This is a genomic window from Microbulbifer mixtoriginis (SeqCode) (assembly GCF_052467705.1).
The window spans coordinates 1,545,847-1,569,296 of sequence record NZ_CP174322.1; the positions used below are offsets into that span (position 1 = coordinate 1,545,847).

At 46.2% G+C, this 23,450-nt stretch carries 21 protein-coding genes; 5 read left to right on the forward strand and 16 right to left on the reverse strand.

Annotation, left to right across the window (positions count from 1 at the left end; all coding sequences use genetic code 11):
- Positions 1–618 precede the first annotated feature (618 nt).
- Complete coding sequence (locus ACJJIB_RS06805; RefSeq protein ID WP_444888305.1) at positions 619–1,392, forward strand: SDR family NAD(P)-dependent oxidoreductase; 774 nt, start codon at positions 619–621, stop codon at positions 1,390–1,392.
- 78 nt (positions 1,393–1,470) lie between these two features.
- Positions 1,471–2,409 carry an AraC family transcriptional regulator gene (locus ACJJIB_RS06810; RefSeq protein ID WP_444888915.1) on the forward strand — a complete coding sequence of 313 codons (939 nt, stop codon included), beginning with the start codon at positions 1,471–1,473 and terminating at the stop codon, positions 2,407–2,409.
- A gap of 168 nt (positions 2,410–2,577) precedes the next feature.
- On the opposite strand, the gene ACJJIB_RS06815 is transcribed toward ACJJIB_RS06810, so the two are convergent.
- The 5 genes from ACJJIB_RS06815 to ACJJIB_RS06835 all read right to left on the reverse strand — a co-directional run bounded on the left by ACJJIB_RS06815 (position 2,578) and on the right by ACJJIB_RS06835 (position 6,422).
- Positions 2,578–3,462: a ketopantoate reductase family protein gene (locus ACJJIB_RS06815; RefSeq protein ID WP_444888306.1), complete on the reverse strand. Its 885-nt coding sequence runs from the start codon at positions 3,460–3,462 to the stop codon at positions 2,578–2,580.
- Positions 3,463–3,489: 27 nt separating this feature from the next.
- On the reverse strand, positions 3,490–3,795 hold the full coding sequence (locus ACJJIB_RS06820) for a hypothetical protein (RefSeq protein WP_444888307.1): 306 nt from the start codon (positions 3,793–3,795) through the stop codon (positions 3,490–3,492).
- Positions 3,796–3,961: 166 nt separating this feature from the next.
- Entirely contained in the window at positions 3,962–5,407 is a 1,446-nt protein-coding gene (locus ACJJIB_RS06825) for a coniferyl aldehyde dehydrogenase (protein WP_444888308.1), read from the reverse strand.
- A 203-nt stretch (positions 5,408–5,610) separates the two neighbouring features.
- Positions 5,611–5,877, reverse strand: coding sequence for a PepSY domain-containing protein (locus ACJJIB_RS06830; RefSeq protein ID WP_252084977.1), 267 nt, complete (start codon positions 5,875–5,877; stop codon positions 5,611–5,613).
- 101 nt (positions 5,878–5,978) lie between these two features.
- A complete protein-coding gene (locus tag ACJJIB_RS06835) occupies positions 5,979–6,422 on the reverse strand; it encodes a hypothetical protein (protein WP_444888309.1) in 444 nt (147 codons plus the stop codon).
- 147 nt (positions 6,423–6,569) lie between these two features.
- On the opposite strand from ACJJIB_RS06835, the gene ACJJIB_RS06840 reads away from it, so the two are divergent.
- Together ACJJIB_RS06840 and ACJJIB_RS06845 are read left to right on the forward strand one after the other, a co-directional pair.
- On the forward strand, positions 6,570–7,601 hold the full coding sequence (locus ACJJIB_RS06840; RefSeq protein ID WP_444888310.1) for a Fe(3+) ABC transporter substrate-binding protein: 1,032 nt from the start codon (positions 6,570–6,572) through the stop codon (positions 7,599–7,601).
- A gap of 122 nt (positions 7,602–7,723) precedes the next feature.
- Positions 7,724–9,409, forward strand: coding sequence for an ABC transporter permease (locus ACJJIB_RS06845; RefSeq protein WP_444888311.1), 1,686 nt, complete (start codon positions 7,724–7,726; stop codon positions 9,407–9,409).
- 6 nt (positions 9,410–9,415) lie between these two features.
- On the opposite strand, the gene ACJJIB_RS06850 is transcribed toward ACJJIB_RS06845, so the two are convergent.
- The 10 genes from ACJJIB_RS06850 to ACJJIB_RS06895 all read right to left on the reverse strand — a co-directional run bounded on the left by ACJJIB_RS06850 (position 9,416) and on the right by ACJJIB_RS06895 (position 21,687).
- Positions 9,416–10,522, reverse strand: coding sequence for an ABC transporter ATP-binding protein (locus ACJJIB_RS06850; protein WP_444888916.1), 1,107 nt, complete (start codon positions 10,520–10,522; stop codon positions 9,416–9,418).
- 325 nt (positions 10,523–10,847) lie between these two features.
- Positions 10,848–11,159 carry a hypothetical protein gene (locus ACJJIB_RS06855; protein ID WP_444888312.1) on the reverse strand — a complete coding sequence of 104 codons (312 nt, stop codon included), beginning with the start codon at positions 11,157–11,159 and terminating at the stop codon, positions 10,848–10,850.
- Positions 11,160–11,348: 189 nt separating this feature from the next.
- Entirely contained in the window at positions 11,349–12,026 is a 678-nt protein-coding gene (locus ACJJIB_RS06860; protein WP_444888313.1) for a DUF6629 family protein, read from the reverse strand.
- A gap of 871 nt (positions 12,027–12,897) precedes the next feature.
- The gene (locus ACJJIB_RS06865) at positions 12,898–13,308 is read right to left on the reverse strand and encodes a putative signal transducing protein (protein WP_444885747.1); all 411 of its coding nucleotides are present in this window, start codon (positions 13,306–13,308) and stop codon (positions 12,898–12,900) included.
- A gap of 136 nt (positions 13,309–13,444) precedes the next feature.
- Positions 13,445–14,035, reverse strand: a complete 591-nt coding sequence (locus ACJJIB_RS06870) for a TrmH family RNA methyltransferase (protein WP_444888314.1) — start codon at positions 14,033–14,035, stop codon at positions 13,445–13,447.
- Positions 14,036–14,756: 721 nt separating this feature from the next.
- Positions 14,757–17,228, reverse strand: coding sequence for an ABC transporter permease (locus ACJJIB_RS06875; protein ID WP_444888315.1), 2,472 nt, complete (start codon positions 17,226–17,228; stop codon positions 14,757–14,759).
- A complete protein-coding gene (locus ACJJIB_RS06880; RefSeq protein ID WP_444888316.1) occupies positions 17,222–17,917 on the reverse strand; it encodes an ABC transporter ATP-binding protein in 696 nt (231 codons plus the stop codon). The genes ACJJIB_RS06875 and ACJJIB_RS06880 overlap by 7 nt, the downstream gene beginning before the upstream one ends.
- Positions 17,918–18,115: 198 nt before the next feature.
- On the reverse strand, positions 18,116–18,499 hold the full coding sequence (locus ACJJIB_RS06885) for a hypothetical protein (protein ID WP_444888317.1): 384 nt from the start codon (positions 18,497–18,499) through the stop codon (positions 18,116–18,118).
- A 948-nt stretch (positions 18,500–19,447) separates the two neighbouring features.
- On the reverse strand, positions 19,448–19,861 hold the full coding sequence (locus ACJJIB_RS06890; RefSeq protein WP_444888318.1) for a zinc-ribbon domain containing protein: 414 nt from the start codon (positions 19,859–19,861) through the stop codon (positions 19,448–19,450).
- A gap of 596 nt (positions 19,862–20,457) precedes the next feature.
- On the reverse strand, positions 20,458–21,687 hold the full coding sequence (locus ACJJIB_RS06895; protein ID WP_444888319.1) for a flavin-containing monooxygenase: 1,230 nt from the start codon (positions 21,685–21,687) through the stop codon (positions 20,458–20,460).
- A gap of 816 nt (positions 21,688–22,503) precedes the next feature.
- Here ACJJIB_RS06895 and ACJJIB_RS06900 point away from each other — a divergent pair.
- Positions 22,504–22,722 (forward strand): hypothetical protein, encoded by a 219-nt coding sequence (locus ACJJIB_RS06900; RefSeq protein WP_444888320.1) that lies wholly within the window; start codon positions 22,504–22,506, stop codon positions 22,720–22,722.
- Between the two features lie 193 nt (positions 22,723–22,915).
- Here the strand turns inward: ACJJIB_RS06900 and ACJJIB_RS06905 are convergent, their stop codons facing one another.
- Positions 22,916–23,431 (reverse strand): DUF1993 domain-containing protein, encoded by a 516-nt coding sequence (locus ACJJIB_RS06905; protein WP_444888321.1) that lies wholly within the window; start codon positions 23,429–23,431, stop codon positions 22,916–22,918.
- Positions 23,432–23,450 lie beyond the last annotated feature (19 nt).

Here is a 23,450-nt window from a genome sequence, read left to right on the forward strand (position 1 = left end):
CTTTCTAGATTTTTGCATGTGGAGAACACTAGCAAAAAAACAGTTGTTAGGCTAAAACTGCGTCTTAAATTGTGTGTTAAGTGTGCTTCATGCCCCTTGTAATATCAATGCTATATAAATCAAGTACCAAGAGAATACCCTGTTGTTTAAGCCCTGGCTGGTGTAATCAATGCATGAATGTTAGAACTTTGGGTTCACGGAGTCACAGCATATGACTCAATTGAGGTAGAGGTTCTTACTCTCCAGAGTGGACAGTGACGCGACCATAAAGTCACAGCATCAAAAATAATAAGTAACGGTAGCCTGAATACACTGAATTTTAATAGGTATGGTATATACGAGGGCAATGGTCACCGCTAGTGAAAGCTACCCTAGGAAATTATTCCGTCTTTACCCAAAAGTAGCGTCTCTCAAGTTCTGGGGTTGCGATTTCAATACCCTTAATACGAGAAACGAGATCTCGAGCTTATTTCATCGTTTCTGAAAATATCTTAGATAAGTTGAAACTAACCCTTTGAGCGATGGCATGTTTGGATAGCCAGCCGGCACAATCGGATTCTTGGCTGGCGTCTTTAGTATATATACTGATTCTAAGATTAACACTTGGGAGACAATTTGATGGAAGCGGCACTTATCACAGGAGCCTCTGGTGGTATTGGTCTGGAGTTGGCCAAGATACATGCGGCTAAAGGTGGCAACCTGGTTCTGGTTGCTCGGTCTGAGGGGAAGCTTTTATCACTCAAGCAGCAGCTGGAGAAAGAGTTTGGTGTCCAAGCAATGGTAATTGCTGAAGATTTATCTGACCCGTTGTCCGCACAGAGAATTTTTGAGCGAACCCAAGGTGAGAATGTGGAGGTTGGTACCCTGATCAACAATGCGGGTTTTGGTGGTCATGGCCTTTTTCATCAGCGGGACTTGGAAGCTGAGCAGAGTATGATGCAGGTAAATATGGTTTCCCTTACCAATCTCACCCATCTGTATTTAAAGGGTATGGCTGCCCGAAATAGCGGGCATATCCTTAATGTCTCATCTACAGCCTCTTTTATTCCTGGCCCATTACAGGCGGTTTACTACGCAAGTAAAGCCTATGTAACTTCATTCAGCCAGGCACTGGCTGAGGAGTTGAACGGCACGGGTGTAACAGTAACCGCTTTGTGCCCCGGCGCTGTTGCAACAGGATTCGTCGCGGCAGGTGATCTTCAGGGTGTTGATATTTGGAAGAATGCCCGCTCAGCTGAGTCTGTTGCCAGATGTGGTTATCAGGCTATGGAGCGTGGAGATCTGGTTGCTTTTAATGAGACGCGGCTCAAGTTGTTTCTGAATTGGATAATGCCTTTATTGCCTCGTAAAATGCTACTGAAGTTTTCCCGTCAGACGATGGAAAAGTCTTAATTGTAGGAAGGCCCGGTAATGATCAGGCGTGCAGCTAAATTTTTGGTACCTCCTAGCTGGAAGTTGATATTACACGATATGAATATCGATACAGCGCTGGCTTTGGCCTATGCCGGGTTACCTGCGGATTTATTGCAGCGGGAGTCTGTGACACTAACTCCGGTGGAATATTTCTGCTTCTGGTGTGGTATTGACCAGGCTTCGAAGGATAAGCCACTGCCGCTCTTATTGGCAGAGCATCTTACGGCTGAAGCATTTGATCCCCCTGTGTTTGCGAGCCTTTGCAGTGAAAACCTGAATCAAGCTTTATTGCGTATACAGCAGTACAAACCATTGATTGGTCCAATGGAATTGCACTTGGATATTACTGATAAGTACACAAGGCTTAATTTAGAGTGCTATGGCAGTGATGAAATTATCCCTACAGCTTTGGGATTGAGTGAATTAATTTTCTATATCCGCCTGGCTCGATTAGGAACCCGGGATAAAATTCAACCTTTGGAATTGGCTCTACCGCAGTTACCGGAAGATCAAGCGCCTTATCAGAAGTTCTTTGGTTGCTCAATTAAGAAATCAGACCGGGTGAGAATTTGCTTCTCAGCACAAGATGCACAAAAACCGTTTCTGACTGCCAATGCCCGTATGTGGGATTTCTTTGAAGGTAAATTGAGTCAACAGCTAAAGGATCTGGGCAGCGAAGCCACAATGGGAGAGCGGGTCGGGTCCGTGTTAATGGAGTTATTGCCAGCTGGTGAGAGCTCTATTGAGGCTGTATCTGAACGTTTAATGATCAGCAAAAGAACTTTACAGAGAAAACTTGGGGAGGAAAATCACACTTTTCAGTCTGTCTTACAGGAGATTAGGGTAAGTTTGGCTGATCACTATCTCTCTAAGTCTAATCTCCATCTGGGAGAAATTTCCTTTATGCTAGGATTTAAGGAGCCTAATTCATTTATACGCGCTTACCGAGGATGGAAAGGGGTGACACCTCTTCAATATCGGAATTCGATTTATTGATCATATTTATCTTTGGTTTTAGTGCTGCTACTAGATTGAAGGTAAATCATACTGGTCCCTAGCGGTGTAGTTAAATATGCTTCTTCATGGTCAGTATAAAGTCGTAGGCCTATTTAAATACTCTACTATAAAGCCAGTTGGGAGTTTGGGGCGGATAGCTAGGTAATCTCAATATAAGTTAGGATACTTTCTCTTAAAATTATTCACGGCCTCAATGGTGTAAGGAGTGGCAACTCCTACTTTACGTCCTAATTTAATAATAAAACCATTCAAATAGGAAAGCTCAGTAACTTTATTTTCTCTAGCATCCTGGTAGGTTGAAGTGTAATGATCCAAACTTTTGGCTTGTTGGGTGAGTTTTTTCCACATCTCTTGTTTGTCTTGATTGATCTCAATTTCTTTTGAGAGAACTTCGTAGGATTCATAAAGTACATTTTTCATGTGCTTGGTTATTTTGTCGTCTGCAAAAAGCTCCCTGAGGGTTCTTGAATAGGTGGCTGAAAATATATTTGTTGTGCAATTGAAGATAGTCTTTTCAACACGATGCTGTACTATGTTACTGGTTGTTCTGGTCTCGATAAGTGAGTTTTTGAATAGCTGTAGTAAGCTTTCTGAATATTTGTCATTTCCAACAAGGAATCCAGAGCCTTTAGTATGCTTCAGTTTGTTGTTGTTCAGATTGAAGCCGTCATATACCAAAATGCTCGTAAAGTTTTTCTGATAAGTGTGTTCAAACTCTGAGATATCAAAAAGGCAGTTTTGTAAAAGAATAATGATTTTTGATTTTGGGCTTTTCTTGCTTAAATTGTTGAGGTTTTTCTTTAGGTCATAGATTTTGCATGTTAAAAAAATAAAGTCATAGGTTGATTGAGTGCTGATCTCTTTTGAGGTGGGCGGGAAGTCATATCTCTTAGAATTAATGTGGAGATATTCTCCAATTCTATCCGCTTTTCTACCTATGACATCTACATGATAGTTTGCCCGGAAAAATTTTGCCGCTAGGTATGATCCAATGGAGCCTGCTCCGAGTATTAATATTTTTCCTTTTTTCATAAGGTTCTTTCGGGATTTTCTTGTTACCTATTTGGCTGGTCGATCTGCAAAAATAATCCCATTATCTGGGTTTACTTCCAGGGCTCGGAGCTCGCCCTGGTAAACTGCTTGAATCTTCCAGCGCCCCCCCACGAAGCGCATACTGGTTATAGGCTTAAACCCCAGATTGTAGAGTTTTGCCCTAATAGTCGATGGATCTAGAGCAATAACCGAAGGCGTTGCTCCGTAAAGATCGGGGCTATCATAGATTGGGGCGGGTTTGTTCGGGTCTAGCCCTGGGGGAATGGGGTTTGTCAAATTACTAACGAGCATGACCGTTACAATAAAACTCACGCGAGGCTCCACACTACAACTAAGCCATGTTTTTAGTGTGGACGGTGGATGATCATTACGCCAGTGATTTTAATTAAATGTTTGAATGAATCGAAAATAATAACCCGGCGTATGGGTTCGCCGGGTTATTATTTTTAAATACGATTATGCTTTCCAGTACCTAATTTTATCGGGTCATCTTGAGCATAAGGTTCAATAGTTTATTGGAAAGTTTTCCATAGGGGGGGCGCATTAATTTCAATAGGTCGATTGGTCCCTGTTGGTAGATGGGGCGCAATTTGGAGAAGGTAAGGAAGCCTTCGTAACCGTGGTAATGACCCATGCCACTTTCCCCAACCCCGCCAAATGGAATATCGTGCTGTCCAACATGTAATACACAGTTATTTATCGACACACCGCCAGACATAATTTGCTCAATATAGCGATTTTGCAGGTTCTTATCGTTCGTGTAGGGATAAATTGCCAGTGGTCGTGGCTGAGTATTGATATAGTCAATGACTTCTTCAGGCCTTGAGTAGGTCATAATTGGCAGAAGCGGGCCAAAAATTTCCCTCTGCATTGCCAGCATGTCCCGATTTACGTTGATTAATAGATGGGGAGGGAACTTTCGCAGGCTGTCATTTCGTTTGAGTTCTCCGGCACTCAGGTCGTAAACCTTAGCCCCCTTATCGACGGCATCATCCAGTGTTTTCCACAGGCGCTGGTAGGCTGCGTTGTCAATAATGGAGGTATAGTCAGGGCTCTGCCAGTTGGGGAAGTGCTTTTTTATTACCCGCTTGGCATGCTCAATAAAGGTATCCAGTTGGTTCTCAGGGATGAAGAGATAATCTACATTGACACATATTTGCCCGGCATTGACCATTTTCCAGTGGATCAGACGCTCCGCAGCTTTTTCGATGGGAAAATCGGGGGCGATGATAGCGGGGGACTTCCCTCCAAGCTCTAGCGTAACTGGAGTCAGGTTTTCTGCAGCGGAGCGCATCACGGCCCGCCCGGTAGTGCTGGAGCCGGTGAAAATTAGGTGGTCAAATTTTAGGCTGGAAAATAGGGGGCCTATTTCACCATAGTCAGCAATAAAAGAGAGTTTCTCCTCTGGAAAATACTTGGGGCTAACCTCCTTTAACAACTCAGCAAGCCGACAGGAGTTGGTAGACATCTTTACCATTGCGTGATTGCCTGCGGCAAAGATATTGGTTAGAGGTGAAAAGCTAAGGTTAATGGGGAAGTTCCACGGCACGATTACCCCAACTACTCCCAGGGGTTGAGGTACTACAGTATTTTTTGACAGGGGGTAGGCTTTGAAGTCGATATGGCGCCGCCTGGGCTTCATCCATTTCTTGATGTTCTTTATGGCATCCTTGATGCCGGAAAGCGCAGGATATATCTCCAATAGCAGGGTTTCTTCCCGCGAGCGATTGCCGTAGTCACAGCATATGGCTTCAATGATGGCTTCCTGCTGTTCACGCAGCATTCGTGCCAGGGTTTTTAGATCTTGAACACGCTGCTGATAGCTGGGAACAGGGTTGGCGTGATGGGCTCGGCGCTGGTTGTCTAGCTGGTTCTGGAGTAGCGCCTTGTCTGCATCCTGCCGAGTAAGCGTCTGGATGGTCATTTTATTATCCTTTGGCGTTTGTCTTAGACCAGACTAACGCATTCATCCTCGCGGTGCTTGACCAATTACGTCAGTGAATAGACATAATCACTGTGGTTACGTGAGTTGCCACCACATTGGTAAAAACTGTGATGAATTCAGGCCCTCCCTAGAGTATCCCTAATCCGGGGAGGGCTGGTAGGAATGATCGCAGACTATGCGAGTCAGCTGTTATCGGGTTTTTCGGATTGGACCTCTGCTGAATTAGGATCCACAATCAGGTCGTATTTCTGATCGCCCTTGTAGGCCTCCACTTTCCAGCGTCCTCTTTCCAGGTCTACCTCCACAATAGGGGTGTAACCCTGTTGCTCTAACTTTGTGAGCACCATAGAGAGTGCCATAGCCCCGGGAGGGGGTTTCTCGTCGGCGATGGCGACTTGTAGCGTGGTTGCGGCGATTAGTGCCAGCAACATTCTGCTGAAGAACTTCATTTTTCACTACCTCGCTTGCGGACCCGGTTGAAAAATTGACCGGGTAATAGAAGGTTTACATCTCGCTTTTACTCAGCAAGATACTTGGCCTTTTGATTGCCTTACAGGCCCTGGTCACCGGGGTGACTGAGACGTTTCTGAACTGCTAGACACCACTCCGGGCTGCCGGGCTTTACATCGGCCAGGTTGCCGCCCGTCAGCTTGGTGATTGCATCAAACCACTCTGCACTGCCAATGGGGGGTAGACCTGATGGGTACATTTTTTTCAGGTCGCCATCTTGTTGGGCCATCACTTGCCGCTGTACCCAGGTAAACCAGCCCGGTGTACAAATGGTTTCACTACCCGAGGCGGTAGCCTGTAGCTGATTGGTGGGGTCTTCCGCCGTGCTGCTCGCGTTTCGCTTAATCGGCTGTTTCATTGCCTCGCTGGCTGTTTGACCAGCGGTTACTTCACTACCCGATGATTGGGCCTTATGTGGCTCACCCTTGCGGTCACAGCCGGATAAGGCAAAAACCAGAGCGAGTGGCAGAATAAGGTAATGCATAGAGCCTCTGCAGGTGACTGGCTTGAATCTAAGCATAAGCATAGGAGGGATTTTGCGACTTTGCTGGGTAGAGAAGTTCCAGGTTGACATTAATACCTTTCCAAATGAGAATGCTTCTCAAATTAACCCCAGGGTGATAGGACTCCCATGTTTACCAGATCTCTATTTCAAAAAGCGATTGCAACTGTTGGTTTGATTGGTGCCATTGGGGCCAATGCCGCTGAGCAAGTAAATATTTACTCCTACCGACAACCTTTCCTGATTGAGCCGATCTTGCAGGAGTTCACCGAGAAAACCGGTATTGAGACCAAAGTGGTCTACGCCAGCAAAGGCTTGAACGAGCGGCTGCAAAGGGAAGGGCGCAACAGCCCTGCCGATCTGGTTCTGACTTCCAATACCAGTAGTCTGATGGACCTGCTTAATAAGCAGCTGACCCAACCGGTAAGCAGTGAAATCCTGGAAGACAATATCCCGGCGCAATTCCGTGATAAGGCCGGTAACTGGTTCGGCCTGACAACCCGAGCGCGTTTAATTTACGCCTCCAAAGACCGCGTTAAGCCCGGTGAGATCACTCGCTACGAAGAGCTGGTAGAGCCTAAGTGGAAGGGGCGAATCTGTACCCGCAGCGGCAAGCACCCCTACACCCTGTCCCTGATCGCCTCCATGATCGCCCACCACGGTGAAGCAGAAACCAAAGAGTGGTTGCAAGGCGTGAAAGCGAATCTGGCGCGTAAGCCGCAGGGCAATGACCGTGCACAGGTGAAAGCCATTAGCGAAGGTGTCTGCGACCTTTCCCTGGGTAACAGCTACTACTTCGGTAAAATGATTACCAATAAGGAGCAGCCGGAGCAGGTGGATTGGGCCAAGTCTGTAAACCTGGTCTTCCCTAACCAGAAGGATCGCGGTACCCATATGTTTATTTCCGGCGCGGCGCTGACCAAGCATGCCCCCAACCGTGAAAACGCCGTTAAGCTGCTGGAATTCCTCAGTGGTGCCGATGCTCAATACGCTTACGCTGAGAAAAATTTTGAGTTCCCTGTACGCCCCGGTACTGCTCGCTCTGAGTTGATCAAGGAATATATGGGTGAGTTTAAAGAAGACGATCTGAGCCTCACGGAAATCGGTTCCTACGTTCCGGCGGCTTCCCGTATGGTTGATGAAGTACGCTTTGACTTTTAGAATGATTAACTGAATGGGAGTTGCTGCCCAGCCTATTGGCAGCACTATCTCAGCCTTATTCGAACGGCCCTGTCGAGAGACCAGGGCCGTTCTTTTATAATGAGCTTTTGATTTCTTAATTCATGCTAAACCGAGCGAATTTATCAGCGTCCCGCTGGCTGCTACTGGTAGCTACTATTTCCCTACTGGTAGCCCTGCCAGTGCTATCTATCTTTTGGTTGGCATTTTTCCCTGAAGAAAATATCTGGCCGCACCTGTTAGACACGGTGCTGTTTCACTATGTGTCCTCCACATTGATTCTGGCTGGTGGTGTCGGTTTAGTAACGTTGATAGCAGGCGTTGGCAGCGCTTGGCTGGTGAGCATGTGCCAGTTCCCCGGGCGCCGGTTGTTCGAGTGGGCGTTGCTACTGCCGTTTGCAGTTCCCGCCTATGTGATTGCCTACGTCTATACAGATTTGCTGGAGTACGCGGGCCCAGTGCAAAAGTCCTTGCGGACTTGGTTTGGTTGGCAGACGGCCAGGGATTACTGGTTCCCTGAGATCCGCAGTATGGGTGGGGCGATTGCCATGCTGTCACTGGTGCTCTTCCCCTATGTGTATATGCTCTCGCGCGCGGCCTTTATCGAACAGTGCGGCAGTATACGGGCCGCGAGCCGGTCATTGGGCTGCACGCCCTGGCAGAGCTTCTTGCGCGTATCCCTGCCAATGGCACGCCCGGCAATTGCGGTGGGCTTGTCACTGGTGCTGATGGAGACCCTGAATGACTTCGGCACTGTCGACTTCTTTGCGGTGCGCACCTTGAGTGTTGGGATTTACGATACCTGGCTGAGCCGCGGTAATTTAGGGGGGGCGGCACAAATTGCCTGTAGCACCCTGATTTTTGTTGTTCTGTTAATTACGCTGGAGCGAATGGGGCGGGCGAGGCAGAAGCACTTTGTACAGTCGCCAAATTCCCAGCGTGAACGTTATGTATTGTGCGGTTGGCGGGCTGGTGTAGCCCTGTTGTTCTGTGGGTTACTGTTGGTGGCCGGTTTTATTATTCCCCTGCTGGTTCTGGGTGGATACGCACTTAGTAACTTTTCCAGCTATTGGAGCGAAGATTTTATACAGATCGCCAGCAATAGCTTGTTACTGTCTATTGCAGCAGCACTGGTCTCCGTACTGCTGGGCTTGCTGTTGGCTTACGGTAAGCGACTGCAACCCAAAAGGTCCGTACGGCTCTTGGTCGGCTTTTCCAAGCTGGGTTATGCAATGCCCGGGGCGGTATTGGCGATTGGAGTCCTGATTCCACTGGCCGCATTTGATAATGCCGTCGACGCTTTTTTACGTGAGCACTTCGATATCTCCATAGGGCTACTGTTAAGCGGTAGTATTTTTGCCATTATTTTTGCCTACACGGTGCGCTTCCTGGCGGTATCCACGGGGGCCATAGAATCCAGTCTGGAGAAGGTAACCCCATCAATGGACAGGGCTGCCCGCTCTCTGGGGCGCAATAGCTGGCAAACCCTGTGGGCCGTGCACCTCCCCTTGGTGCGTACAGGGCTGCTAACGGGTGGCTTGGTGGTCTTTGTGGATTGTATGAAAGAACTGCCGGCGACGTTGCTACTGCGCCCCTTCGGCTTTGACACCCTGGCGACTTATGTTTACCAGTTTGCTTCTGATGAGATGCTGGAACGGTCAGCTCTGGGGGCTTTATTGATTGTCCTGGTGGGATTAATCCCGGTGATTTTGCTGAGTCGTTCCATTGGGTGGCGCAGAGGTGAGGAGCGCACAGCCCTGGCGAGTTCTGAAGCGCCCGCCCTGTCTTGATAGCTGCTATCGGGCCTGGTCAAACACCAGCGCAGAGGAGAGACGTAGGGGAAGTTTATCACCGGGAGCGGCTTGAACATTGGCATTCAAAGCGGCCTCGACAGTTTCCCCTGCGGCTAACTGGAAGCGATAGCTCACCTGATTGCCGAGAAAATTCTTTTCCACAACCTGAGCCATAACCGCACCGGGATGTTCGCCTGCGGCAATATCCTCACTGCGCACAAACAGTTCGAGCCTATCTCCATTTTCGTATGCAGCTGTCGGCATATTTACTTCCCCTAATGGGGTACTGATCAGGTCATTGCCCAGGACAGTGCCGGAGATAATGTTCCCTTCACTGACGATTCTCGCAACCGCCAAATTCTTTGGCTTCTGATAAGTATCCTGTGGGCTGTCCCACTGCTGTAATTGACCCTGGCTGAGTACTCCCAGCTTGTCTCCAGCAATAAAGGCCTCGTGGCGGTCGTGGGTAACAATAATCGCAGGGATCTTCTCTTCGCGCAGTATATGGCGGACTTCGGCGGCGAGACTGCGGCGCAGCTCGGTATCCAGATTAGAGAAGGGTTCATCCAGCAGCAACAACTTGGGGCGCGGTGCCAGTGCTCGAGCCAGAGCGACACGCTGCTGCTGACCGCCGGATAGTTGGTGCGGATACTGTTGTCCAAAACCTTTCAGGCGTACTAGCTGTAGCAACGACTGAGTACGAGATTGCCGTTGGCCTTTCGGCATTGACTGGATACCGAAGGCAATATTTTGCTCAACGGTGAGGTGTGGGAAGAGGGCATAGTCCTGAAATACCACCCCAATTTTCCGCTGCTCCGCTGGAACCTTTACTTTGGGAGAAGAGATTACTTCTCCAGACAGTTGAATATTCCCTGCAACGACTGGCTGAAATCCAGCGATGGCGTGCAGCAGGGTTGTTTTGCCGCAGCCGCTGGGGCCCAATAAGCAGGCAATCTCCCCGGCCTGTAAAGCAAAGGAAACTGATTCGATAACCACCTGCTCGCCGTAGCGGCACTGCAGGTTTTCTATGGAGAGTATGGGGTGCACGGGTTTTCCGGTAGTTTGGCTTTTAAACACATCGGGCAGCGTTCGGGTGTAGTTGCTGATCATAGTTATCACTAAGCTATCCGGCAACCAGTCCCGTGTGAAGCATACTATTAGCAGCCCAGCGGGGGCTTCTTCTGATTGGAAAAGAGTTGGGTGTTTTTTAAGCAGGTGGGTTATTTAAACACCCACCCTAAACTCGATAGGCTAATGTATCCTTTCGCATGGATAATAAGATCTCGTCTATCCCAGAATCACAGTGACCAGTTAAATAGTATCGATATCTAATTGTAAAATAAGCCGGTCCAAATCAGATTGTACCATCAGCCTCGGTATAGATATCTTGAACCGCCTAATGCTTGTTGGTAAAGGTTTACTTTAGTGCTTCGCTTTACTGCCAACCATATTGATCATTTTTAGAGCTTCCTCCGAACAACTGCTTAAAAAGCTCGGAAAAAATACCTGCAACGATATCCTCTTTGTTGATAGAGTCTTTTTCTCGTAGCTTCTCTGCCTTTCTGTCCAGTTGTGTGGCCATGGAATAATTATTGTTTACTCTGGCGTCCTCAGCCTGTGCTTCTAGCTCATTGGCTTTCGCATTTCTCTCATATATGTTAGCGGTAGAAACACATCCGGAAATAAATATAACTGACAGAGTGAAAAACAATCTTTTCATGCTGGGCGAAAAAAATTTGAGATCCATAATATTTTAATGGCCGGTGTTGGCTTGTATAGTGTTGTTAGCACTATACCATAGTTTGATGCAGTAACTCGTTTGGTGATGTTGAAAGCAAGCATTAGGTCAAAAGCATCGCTTCCTTAGATCCTTAAAAAACTCCTTGCAGGTCTTTCCCTTTACGCCGTGGCCAAATTAGCTTTGCCACTACAATTATCATGCCTGTTTTTTCATCTTTGCTTTATAATCATTCATTAATAGAAAATAAATCCATAAGGTAGATAATGCAGCAAAGAAACACCAGGTTGATACCCACGTTTCACGCTGTGTAAAGTAGATGATAACGCCGAACAGCATGACAAGTGCCCAAAATTTCCTAAAAACTCGGTTGCTTGATAATAAAAATAAAAAACCTAGTGAAGAATAAATAATATGTCCTGCTGTAATGGAAAACAAACTGCCATCGGACAGTATGTAACATAAGCTATGCCCACATACGCTGGTTTTTACTAAATGTCTTGGTCCTGTTTCTAATAGGACGGGTGTCCAAAGATATAAGCCAAAAACAAAACCTATGATGATTAATGTGATAAAAAAAATCCTTTTCCACTTTTTTGTTTCAAGGCTAAAGGCTACGGTTGGTATCCAGGCAAGCCAAAAAAGCAGAGCAAAAAACAAATAGAAAATGGAGGCTGCGGTTGTCAGTGATGTTAAATTTCCGTTGTATCCAATCCATACCACACCTTCACTCGCTTGTTGTAACGCGAAAAGGATAGGGGTAATCGCGAGCAATAAATAGGTTTTATCGTTTTTTATAGCGTGTCTTGTACACAAAGCACCACCAACAAGAAGAACAGCTGCTGATCCGAATGATGCTGTGGCTGAAAAACACATAATGGTTTTCTCTGTATGTAAAATATTGTCATTTAAGCCAGAGTCTTAACGCTTGATGAATTATATAACTATAGCTTTACCTAAAAAAATAGGTTGAAGTCATCTGCTTTGTACTATGCTTATTAATTTATCTGGAAGGGTGGGGCCAATCTCAACGACTTCATTTCACTCTGTAGATGAAATCTAAAACACCATCAAGGGGGCATCGAGTTTATCTATGAAATTCTATGCTTGTGCAGGTAGAGTCTATGTCGACTGGGGGCAAGCCAGTTTGATGCCGCTAAGTCGGTTGCAGTGTTTTATTCTGTTATTAACGTTGGCCACCGTTCTGACCCTTGCGTCGGGAGTTGCCTTTTACACATTGAAGTAATAATGCTCCCACAAACATTTATTGTGTTAGGAGTATTTTTCTTATTGGTACTCTCTGGTCATTCACTTTGCGCGCATTAATTGGGGATCACCAATAATCTTGTGACAACGAAGTTATTGAGTATGACTAAGTTGGTTGGCGATGGCTCAGTCAACTGCACCTTGCCCAAGCAGACAGGAAAATCCGCTGAAAGTTGGCTGCTGTGAACTATTTTCCCCTATTAACGGCACCTTGGGTTTAGGCGTGGATGTCACGGTTAAGCCCATCTGCGGTAAATAAGAACTGGCGGTCAAATGTTATCACCCTCATAAACTTGGACGTCCTTATCACACTGATATAATCGCGAATTTTAGGCTCATTTCGGATGTTGAGGTCACGGTGAACACTTACAGCTATTTGAGTCACTGTTTGTCCGGATTATTGACCATACTCGAACGACCAGAGGGTAAAGAATACCCTCACCTAGATAGCCCGACGGAGGCTCGAAGGGCAGATGCCTTATTACTTGTGATTATTAAGTTTTTGGAAATGGCCACAATCCTTGCACTTAATACCATGTTGGTAGAAAAATAGAGGCATACCCAAGAGTAAGAAGACCAAAAATGCGGGCTTTTTTCCCTTGGTAAATGGCTCAACATTTCGTGAAGAGCAGGACTCACATTTCCTTTCCCCTTCACACCCTAATTCTTGGTCTACAAGATTGGAGCGGTCTTGCTTAAGGATTTCATGGGCTTTATCAAGGTCGCTTTCCGACACTTGAAGCCTTACTCCACCCATAGCATTAGAATATAGCCACTGCATATTGACTGTGTGCTCATCTGCAATGAAAGCGCTTATTCCTTCAGACTCAAGTCTTGCTTTTGCAATCTGGGCTTCATATGGAAATGAGAATCTAGCAACGGTTACTAGCAAGTGATCACCTTAGCGCTTAACGAGGGTGTAGAAAAAAATCTAAATTTTTGTATGATTATTTTACGAAAAAATAGCTTACTTTCCAGTGAAAACTAAATCAGAATGCACAAAGCAAGATGTCAGCTGAATTACTCTGTCAGGTGCGGCGGTTGGCTCGCTTATACTTTTCCTGGAACTCGCGGCGCTGCTTGGTAACTTCATACAATACAATCCCAGAAGTTGTTCCAAGGTTTAAGCTTTCTATCATTCCAAACATTGGAATAGATACGCAGAAATCGCTATTTTTGACTGCAAGATCACTGATACCTCTAGATTCGTTACCAAACCATACTGCTAATCTAGGCTGAGTGTAATCGGCCTCATGCAATATAAAGTTGTCTTTTCCTTTTGTATGAGGAGAGGTAACAATCGAGGTAAATCTGTTGTTCGCCAAATGATCCAGGCATTCTTTGGTACTATCAAATCGCTTTACAAAGCTCCATTTGATTGCTGAGACAGACGGTTTTGAGAGTGATTTCCTTTCTCTCATTTCCTGCCATTCATCAGGCAATGAGTTGCGTGGATCAATAATATAGGTTTTTTCGACGCCTAAAGCATTGACGTTTCGAATGACTGTCCCTATGTTCTTCATATCCATCGGGTATTCAAGAACACATATTAGATTTTTACAGCGATAAGGCTTAATTTGATTGGCTCTTTTTCGAGCGTCGCTTTTATCAACTTCCATCTTCTTGAAGATCTCAGATAATTTATTCAGACCTAACGTTGCCAGCACAGGTAGCCGAAGTGGGACGTTGTTTGTAGCATAATAGGGATGCAGGTCCTTGCACAAGAAGGTGTATAGCTTTGGGCGTTGATTGAATCCCTTTGTTAAGGTTATTCACAAATTACGGTCCCGGCATTGTATGGAGTAAAACTGAAAGTACATTTATCTGATATGCATTGCTCAATGACATGTGAGCCCCAGCCACAACCATTTCCTATATGGCTCACATAATAATGGCACTCATTGGTCTCTGTGCCGTCACATTTGCTAACTTAAATACTTTCACCATCATAGTTGTACCGTGACACATAGGAGAGATATTGCAATGCAATAGTTCTTGCAACTGAATACTCCACTCCCGAAGATTCAATTTGAACCTGAAACTTTGGCTCCGGCTTTCTCTGCTCTTTGGTACTTGTACAGGCTGAAAGCAACAATACAATTGTTATCAATATCGTTATACATGGCCGTCTTATCGTCAGCAGAGGCCAGAAGGGCTGGAACAAACTGCCTGTGCTTGTATAGTTGTTTTTGTCCGATTCTGATGTTGAAAATCCTTTTCGCTAACGGGTATATTGAGACCTACTTACGTCATCCACCGACAGCCCTTTGGGCTCAAAATATTCGATGACGTTATTGGCCAAATCCTGCTGATCTTCCACGAACAAAATTGAACTTGTATTCAGCCTCCGTTCCTTAATAGGGCCCCAACGGAAAACTTTAAACTGCTGCGATTGGCTATCATGCCAGCGCTGCAAACCACCAATGCACTGACAAGTAAAGTAGCCATGATCCATAACCAATCTGGCTTGTAATTGATGCCAAATTGAGACTGATAGATCAATTGAGCCGTAAGGTTAGTACCTAAAATGGCCCCCACGCTAGCAATTAAAGAAGTCAGCAACCACTCAAACAGGCTTAGTTTACCGCAAGCAAGACGTGATTGGCCAAAGCTGATCAGTAAAGCGTTCTTTTTACGCTCATCAGCTTCATAGCCTTTGACCGACGCACTGATCACCAGCAGTGCCAGTAAAATAATCATCAAACTAAATCCAGATACCAGCTTAATCACCATCGACAAAGTATCATCAAAGCGTTGCGTCAATTCGCGCACCGAGATTAACCGCAATGATGGGTGACGCTGCCAAAGCTCTGCCAGCTGACTCCAAGCAGTGTCCGCAAGCTCAAGGCTACCCATATAAAGTGGCGGTGTTTGAAGTTGGTTCTTGGTACTTTGTGGCACATTAAACCAAAAGGTGATGGAACCTTTGCCAGGCATGTATTTATGACTGGCTTTGATTTCAAAGTTCAAAGATTGCCCCGCAACTTCAAACTGTAATTGGTCGCCGAGTTTCAACCCCATATCAGTCATGACTTCTTGCTCTACCGACACTTGTTGCCAGTCGGCATCTCGATCTTGCCAGCGTTGGCCTGTCACCGTTTGGTTGTTGGTTGCTTGCTGAATACTGAAATGCAAGCGGACAGGCTTTTGTAAACTAGCCAAACTTTCGCTGGGGCTGGTGGCAAATTCCGTCAACGTCTGGCCATTGATATGGCTTAACTGCCCGTACCAAAACGGCTTTAATTGGCGAATGTCACTGCCAGTTTGTGCACTCCATTGGCGAATGTCTTGCACCTGTTGTTCATTAGCCTGGGTGATGATCAGATTACCATCGTGCTCGCGGGTATAGCCTTCCATGGTTTGGCCAATGTCTTTCATCAAACTCAAGGTGAACAGCAACAAGGTGGCACACATTCCAACGCCTAAAATTTGAATGGATTTGCTGAGTAAGCGCTGTTTCATCATATAAAAACCAAAAGCCATCATACCCATTGCACGGCTCGTCACCGTATGGCCCAAACTCAGCACGAACCAAGTCAATACCATCATCAGCATCAAGGTGGCTGCCATAGCGGATAGCGTCATGGCCGTTAGCAGACCGTTGTCGGAGTAAACAAAAGCCACCGTAGCTACACTAATTAACGCAAATCCATAGCGAGGCAATAAGTGATTCGGACTCGACATTTGGCGAATCAACTGTGCCGGGGTTACTTTGGCCATCACTAACCAATTGGGAATTTGGAAAATTGCCAATAGAGCCAACAAAAGCGCGTAACTGCTGAGTAAATCTGTCCATACCCAGGTGGTGGTTAGGTCAGCAAACTGTGTCTGCATTTGCTGCAAAATTAGGTATTCCGCCCCGCATGCCAAGGCGGTTGCCGGAATTAGCCCTGCAATGACTGTTAATAGCCATTGACCAAATGATAAAGCAAACACTCGGGGTTTATCGCTGCCCATGGCCAAACACACCGCCGCAAAACGCTGCTGGGATAACAACTGACGTCGACCGGCTTGGTCGATGGCAATGGCCGCCATCAAAAACAACAGTACCGATGCTAAGCCCACAAAATTCTCAACCCGTTTCCAAAACATTGCCAGTGGATGGCCACTGTTTTTGTCATAAAGCTGTGCAGTTACTAGCTCAGTAGTGGCCCATTGTTTTAGGGTGTTCAGTTCGCTTTCATCCCCCGCAAGTAAATAGCGAAAGTGGGCATTGTTGGCTTGTATCAGTGAAAGGTCATCCAGATGCACCAATGCCCGCATCGCCACCGAATGGCCTTCGAGCAGGCGGTCGGGTTCATGTTGTACCAAACCTGTGAGCTTTAATTGTCCATGCCCCATATCTAAGGATTGGCCAAGGGCGAGCTGCAGCGAAGCAAATAATCGGTTATCGACCCAGATATCACCGGGTTTAGGCCCATGGCTCAGGGATTGTCCTTGTCCATCCGTCTCAAACGCCACTTGCACGGTGCCTTGTACTGGATAATGATCATCCACTGCTTTTAACTGCACCGCTTGCCAATGGTGATCATGGGTCAAGGTTACGTTCACCAGCTGGCTCACGCTCAACTGCTGTGCATGCTGGTGCAACTTGTTTAGTTGCGCATCGGTTAGGGCTTGATGCTGAGAAATTACCAAATCGCTGCCAAGCATTTGTTGCAAATTATTGGCCAAATAAGCCTGAATGGAACTGCTGGTCAAACTGAGCGTTAAAATGAAGAACATCAAACTTGCTTGGGTCCAGCGAATTAAGCGCGTATCCCCTTGATGGTATTGCTGGCGGAATAATTGCCACACTAATAAAATCAGCATAATGCGCCCACCCTAGACGCAGCTTGGTTGCGCGCCATGACCGTTAATTTGCCTTGACCCAATTGCAGCAAAGTATCGGCCTGCTGCGCTAATTCCATCGAGTGAGTGACGAGTACCAGCCCCGCGCCGCTTTGCTGACAGCAATCAAACATCAATTGCGCAATATGTTGCGCGGTTTTCTCATCTAGGTTACCCGTAGGTTCATCGGCAAAAATAAATTGCGGCTGTATGGCAAAAGCACGGGCAATGGCCACCCGTTGTTGCTCACCACCACTGAGCTGCTGTGGTTTATGATACATTCGCTCATCTAGCCCCACTTTGTCGAGCCATAATTTGGCTGTGGTTAATGCACGTTTATCGCCTTTTAGTTTTAAAGGCAGCGCGATATTGTTTAAGGCATCAAGTTCGGGTAACAAATGAAACTGCTGAAAAATAAAACCTGAGCTTTGACGCAGGCTCTTTAATAGCTGCGGCTTACCGTTTTTCTGGAATTGCACTTTGCCAGAAACGGGAGGTTCAAGACCCGCCATTAACAGTAATAAGCTTGATTTACCTACTCCAGAGGGCCCCACAATGGCGTAAGACTGACCACTGTGCAGTTCAATATTTAAATCCTCAAACAGGCTGACCTGTTGTTTGGCCAAGGTAAAATGATGGTCAATTTGCTTTAAGTGAATACTGCTAGACATGGCTAGCTCCTTTAAAGAACTGGTTGAGCAGCACTTTAAAGAAGCAGAGGTGAAATGAAGGTGAAATCAGTAGAAACAAGTTGCTAAGTTGTCAGAATACAGGTAATGAGACTTTATGTTGTTTCATAACGCCCGCCGTACAGGGGAGTAACTTGTTGAGAGTTCAGCACACGGAGTCCCTGCTTGTGCCGGCTTTCGTTAGAGAGCAAGCGCACTACTGGCACTGACATGAAACGGTTCTCCAACAACCTCAACTATTTCTGGGATAGGAAAGTTGTTACCACTACAGTCTATTTCTATGTATTCAACCATTCCTGATTTTCCAGAGAATATTAGGATCTCTAACGTTTTACCTGCTTCTGCAAGATTAAAGTTTGCTTCAAAAATTACACCATATTTACCTGGAACTGCAATGGCCTTGGTGAAATCCGGGACCAGAACTTTGAAGCTATTACATCCGCACTGACAGAACTCAGAAAACACGGCTTTGTCGAGATGATTCTTTAGCGCTTGTGTATCAGGGAACTGACATCTCTCTAAAATGAAGTTAATCCAATCCCTTGCTCTGTATTCGTTATTCATAGTTTCTCTAACATTGACTGCATTGTGTATCGTTAAGGTTTGTAACCTGAAAGCTCCACAATTTTTTCTACACGAGCCTGCTCCACTGGAATATCAAAACGCTCTAGCCAGCTATACGAAAACGGCAAAATCAATTCACAAAAATCAACCGTACTATTTTTAATTGAAAAAATGTATTTCTCGCCAATTGGAAGTTGTAAAGAATCACGGCTCTATATATTTAAGTTTCTTCCCAAATTTCCTTTAAGCCAATGCTTGACCGAAAGTTGGTATTCATACTCATCTTTTGCTTTCAGATCGTACTTTCCTGAAACCACTTGGGCAACAATAACTCTGGGGCGCTGATTCTAGAATTCCTCTATGCAAACTGGCGGATCACGCTCGGCACATTCCCAGCTGTAGCAGGTGCTGGAACAAAGAAACAAAAATATTGGTAGTAGTTTCATAGTGCCTTAACGTCCGCGGAGGCCTGCTGGGCCGTAGCATCCTGCTTGCGTTTGTTAGATTTAGTCGAAGCAAATAGCATGGTTTACCATACCTAGCTCGACATTTGCCCAGCAACCACAAGGATTATTGGAGGTAGAGCACTGACCCATGGCAAAAACGTTGCCAGCCTTACTCTCCGAAACCCTACATTCACCCTGGCATTGTGAGCTACTTAGACAGGATTTTCCGGCATCTGAATAGTTAATGATGCACATTCTAGTACCGGACATACATACAGGACGAAGCTCCCCACCAACCGCGAGGCACTGTTCTGCTGTTTCAATTGCATTGAGTCTGGCAAGTTTTTCTTGCTTATCTTTAGAAAGCATCCACTGCTTCATAGCAAGCAATATCAAGATTACTAAAACAACGGTTGATAATGACTTGACCATGGCAATCTAACGTCTGCAAGAAACGTGAGCGTTGTGAGTCGAGGCCGATAGGCCGGTTTGTTTGCGTTTGTTAGCCAATTCTATCCACTTTAGTTTGATCTTTGATATATCCCAACTGAAATAGCTCTAAGGCAATTCTTTTAAGCTCAGATATCTCTTTTGCATTACGATCTTTTTTCACACTAAGGATCTGGTATCTCTTTTGCATCAGCTTGATGTTCTGATCATTTTGTCTGCAGTCGACGCATTTGGTACAATCGGCATCAACATAAAACCCCAGCCCTTCAAACCAGTGCTTCTGCTCGTTAGCAAAAAAAATAAACCATCGCCTGCATTGAATACAACAGCGTTCTATATCTACGTAAAACTTACGCGGAAATATTGAATAGTTCTGCCTATCAATATTTGCCGGGATAGCCGTTTCGGGGAAAACACTATCTTTATCAAGGCTCCAATGAGCAGACGCAGCCATTTCAGCCGTCATCTTGCTTCCGGAGTATATTGGCTTGGAACCATATCGTGGATGATCTACGTACTCTCTGTATCTCATTTTACGCTTCTTTGACATTAGTTTTTGGTTAACGCCCGGTTAAACGGCTCGCGCTTGTGCGAGTCCGGCGATCAAAGGGAACGTCTGCTGCGGTTTGTTAATTACTTTGTATAAGAGCATAAGGAATTAGGACTGTTGCAGCCAAGGCTCCCAGTAAGATTGGAATTAGGAAAACCCAAGCTATAGGCCGCCACCCGTCACTCCATATAATAGAGCCCTCTAAATGGTTGATAGGTCCATAAGTTAAAACAATAAATAGTCCTAAATTGGTCCACACCCATAGCATTACCAGCATTGCCGTGGAGGCAGGAGACCAACCTATAAAAGGAAGAAAAAAGGACACAACTAATAACCACCTAAATGGATAAAGCTTAAGTGCAACCTTTGTATAAAAATCAGTAAATAGTCTCATAGTGTGTACAGCGGTTAACCCCGAGTTGATCGGCGTGTTAATAGGGCACTTCTCGGTAGCGACCATGCTGCGCGGCGGAAGAAAAGCGCCCGGTGACGCGTTCGCCTCCAACGGCTTGCTAGGTGGCAGCAGTAACGGAAGCCATTTGGCGCAGGATAGCATCTGCACACTCGAATCCCCATAGGCCAAGGCTCAGCCCCCCATTTACCGAAAGGTCGAACCCAGGGAAGAATAGGGTGGGCTCAACGATGCTACGGCTACGGCCATCGGTCCGAGGCATTAGGCGGGACATCTCGTCATTCCATTCTAGGAATCTTGCTGGTTCCTCGAACAAGTCATCTAACCCCGGCTCCATTCCAGTAGCAAATACAACCAAATCAAAATCTTCGTGGCCATTTTGGAAAACGGCGCCCCTCTTGCTCAATCGTTGCAGGGGATTCTCTTTCGCATCAATTACTTTGATCCGTCCCTGCTTTATCGCCTTTACGGTGCCTTGATCCATCCACGCTACTCGGCCGTGCAATGAGATTTGGGTCGCCGGGCCCGAATCCGGCGGATGGATTCCATACTCGCTCATATCGATTGAGAAGGTAGAGAGGAACTTGTCCTTCTTTGCGAGTTTCTCCCGAAACGCTGGGTGAGAGCGCGTATAGGCGTGCGACTCTTCAATGTGCTTTGAAGTGAACCCGGTCTTGAGGAACCGCGCAACACGGGCAGCGATTCCCAGGCCTCTCAATGACAACACATGGCGCGGACCTCGGATGAGCATCTTGACTTCGCGGGCGCCACCCTCAGCGAGATCCAAAGCGATTTCTGCGGCAGAGTTTCCACTTCCGATTACAAGGGTTCGCTTGCCTTTGAAGGGGGTCGCATTGTGATACTGTCGACTATGTATCGCCGTTCCCCCGTATTCGCTTAAGCCATTAAGCTTCGGCCAAATTGGTTTCCGATTGGACGCCGTGGCAACTACCAAAAACCGTGATCGGAATTCCGACTTAGAGCTCCTTATCGACCAGCGCCCGGCGTCCAGAGCAATTGACGAAACCTCCGTGTCTGCCACGATATTGCCGAGCAAGTTGTGGCGTGCTGCGTATCGTTCGAAATATTCGATGAGGTCGTCTCTCGGAAGGAACTCAGGGTAGTCGCGGCGAATCCCACCGTCATCGGGCAATTCGTGAAACGGCGTGTGAAGGCGGATCCGGTCATAGTTCCCACGCCAGAACCCTCCGCATCCTTCCCCCTTCTCTACGATGGCCAAGTTGGTGAGACCTGCGCTCTTTAGCCGGGCGGCACAAGAAAGTCCGGCGAATCCGGCTCCAATCACTACTACATCGTGCTCGTTATCCATCGGACGCCTCCAGCTGGTGGTCGAAGCGGGGGAGCACTTAAGTCACCTAAACGCCTCAATAACCGGCAGCAGGCTCGGAGCGAAGCGCAATACAAGCTGTCCGGCGCCGCAGACGCGAAGTTAATTGACTTGTATGGTTGTTCTTGCCCGATTCTGATGTTGAAAATCCTTTTCGCTAACGAGTAAATTGAGACCCACCTTCAGCGGCCACCGAAGGCCTTGTTTATCACAGCTCGCTGCCTGGCCGGTTCGTAAAAGACCGATAACAAGTATGAACGTGAAAAGCACTCACTTGGCATAACTCGAATAGTCATGTGGGCTTTGAGCCCGAATAGCAAGGTGGAGATGGCTTATCTTACTGGAAGCTAAAGAGATCAATGTCGGTATTTATTCCAGTAGTACACAACTCGATATTTATGTGAGATCTACTGGTCAATTCTTTAGTGTTAACAATGCTAAAAATGGCATTAAAGATGCCATTAAACAACTACAACCTCTTAAACCTCAGAGCGTATTAATAGAGTCTATTGAAAGACGCGAATTAGTGTTTGTTTGCGCCGCAGATAAAGCAGGATTACCTATTGTCGTTTGCCATCCGTCTCAGATAAGAAGCTTCGCTAAATCCGAAGGACGCCTCGCTAAACCGACGGGCTAGATGCAATTGATATTGCACATTCTGGAGAGGCCATGAATCCAAGGCTGTAGATGCTAAAACCAGAAAAACTTAGGGATATCAGTGATTTACTGACTGTAATAAGCCAGTGCTTAGAGATGAGCACAATGCAAAAGAATCGAATTCAGAGGATGCCTAAGTCAGTGCACAAACCTATCCAGACCATTCTAAACACCATAAAGAAAGAGCTACAAGGTATCGACAAGCAACTGGATAAGCTCGTTAACAGTGTTTCTGAGGGGCGGCAAAGGCACGACCTATTGTTGAGCACAGAAGGAGTCGGAAATGTATTAGCTTATACGTTGATGAGTGAGCTTCCCGAGGTAAAGAAATCGCTGCACTTGGCGGTATCACCCCGATGAACCGTAATAGTGGCAGCTTCCAGGGTTAGCCCTATATTCGAGGCGGACGACATCGTGTGCGTACAGTCTTAATTTTTCTATGATGTCGGCAATACAATGCACCCTAAATTAAAACCAATGTATGAGCGCCTAGTCGCTGCTGGTAAACCAAAAAAGATGGCTTAAATAATTGACTAAGGACCATAGTCACTTGTTATGCCACCTTAACCAAGGGAGCTACATGTGCCATATAGTTTACCTTTCCCAAAGGAACCCCTTTCATCCGCATGATGTTGTAAGCAGAAACCATATGAAAATAAAAATTGGGGATTAGAAATTCTTGAATGTAATCCTTCCCCTCTAACTCAAGATATTGATTTCCACCAAGGTTTATTCGCTTTAGTTCTGACAATTTTGAATCTCTTAGCTCCGAATCTTGAAGTTGAGATTTAGTTCGCTCAATTAGGTTCTTAGCTACAGTTAAGGACTCAATTTTAGGAGATAGATTATCGGATTCCTGATTTTTGCACCAAAGCGAGAAATTGTAAGGCTGATTACATGCGTAGGCGATCTGTGTGCCAAAAGGAAGCATGTCTTCAATTAGTCGAAAATCCAATATGGATTCTGACTCCTGATGGAAGTGCTGTTCAGAAATTTCAAGAATATGACCAAGAGTCGTTAGCCTAGACGAAAATAAATCGACTAAGCTCTTAGTTCTTTCCTTTGACATTGTATTACCTCCTTAACAG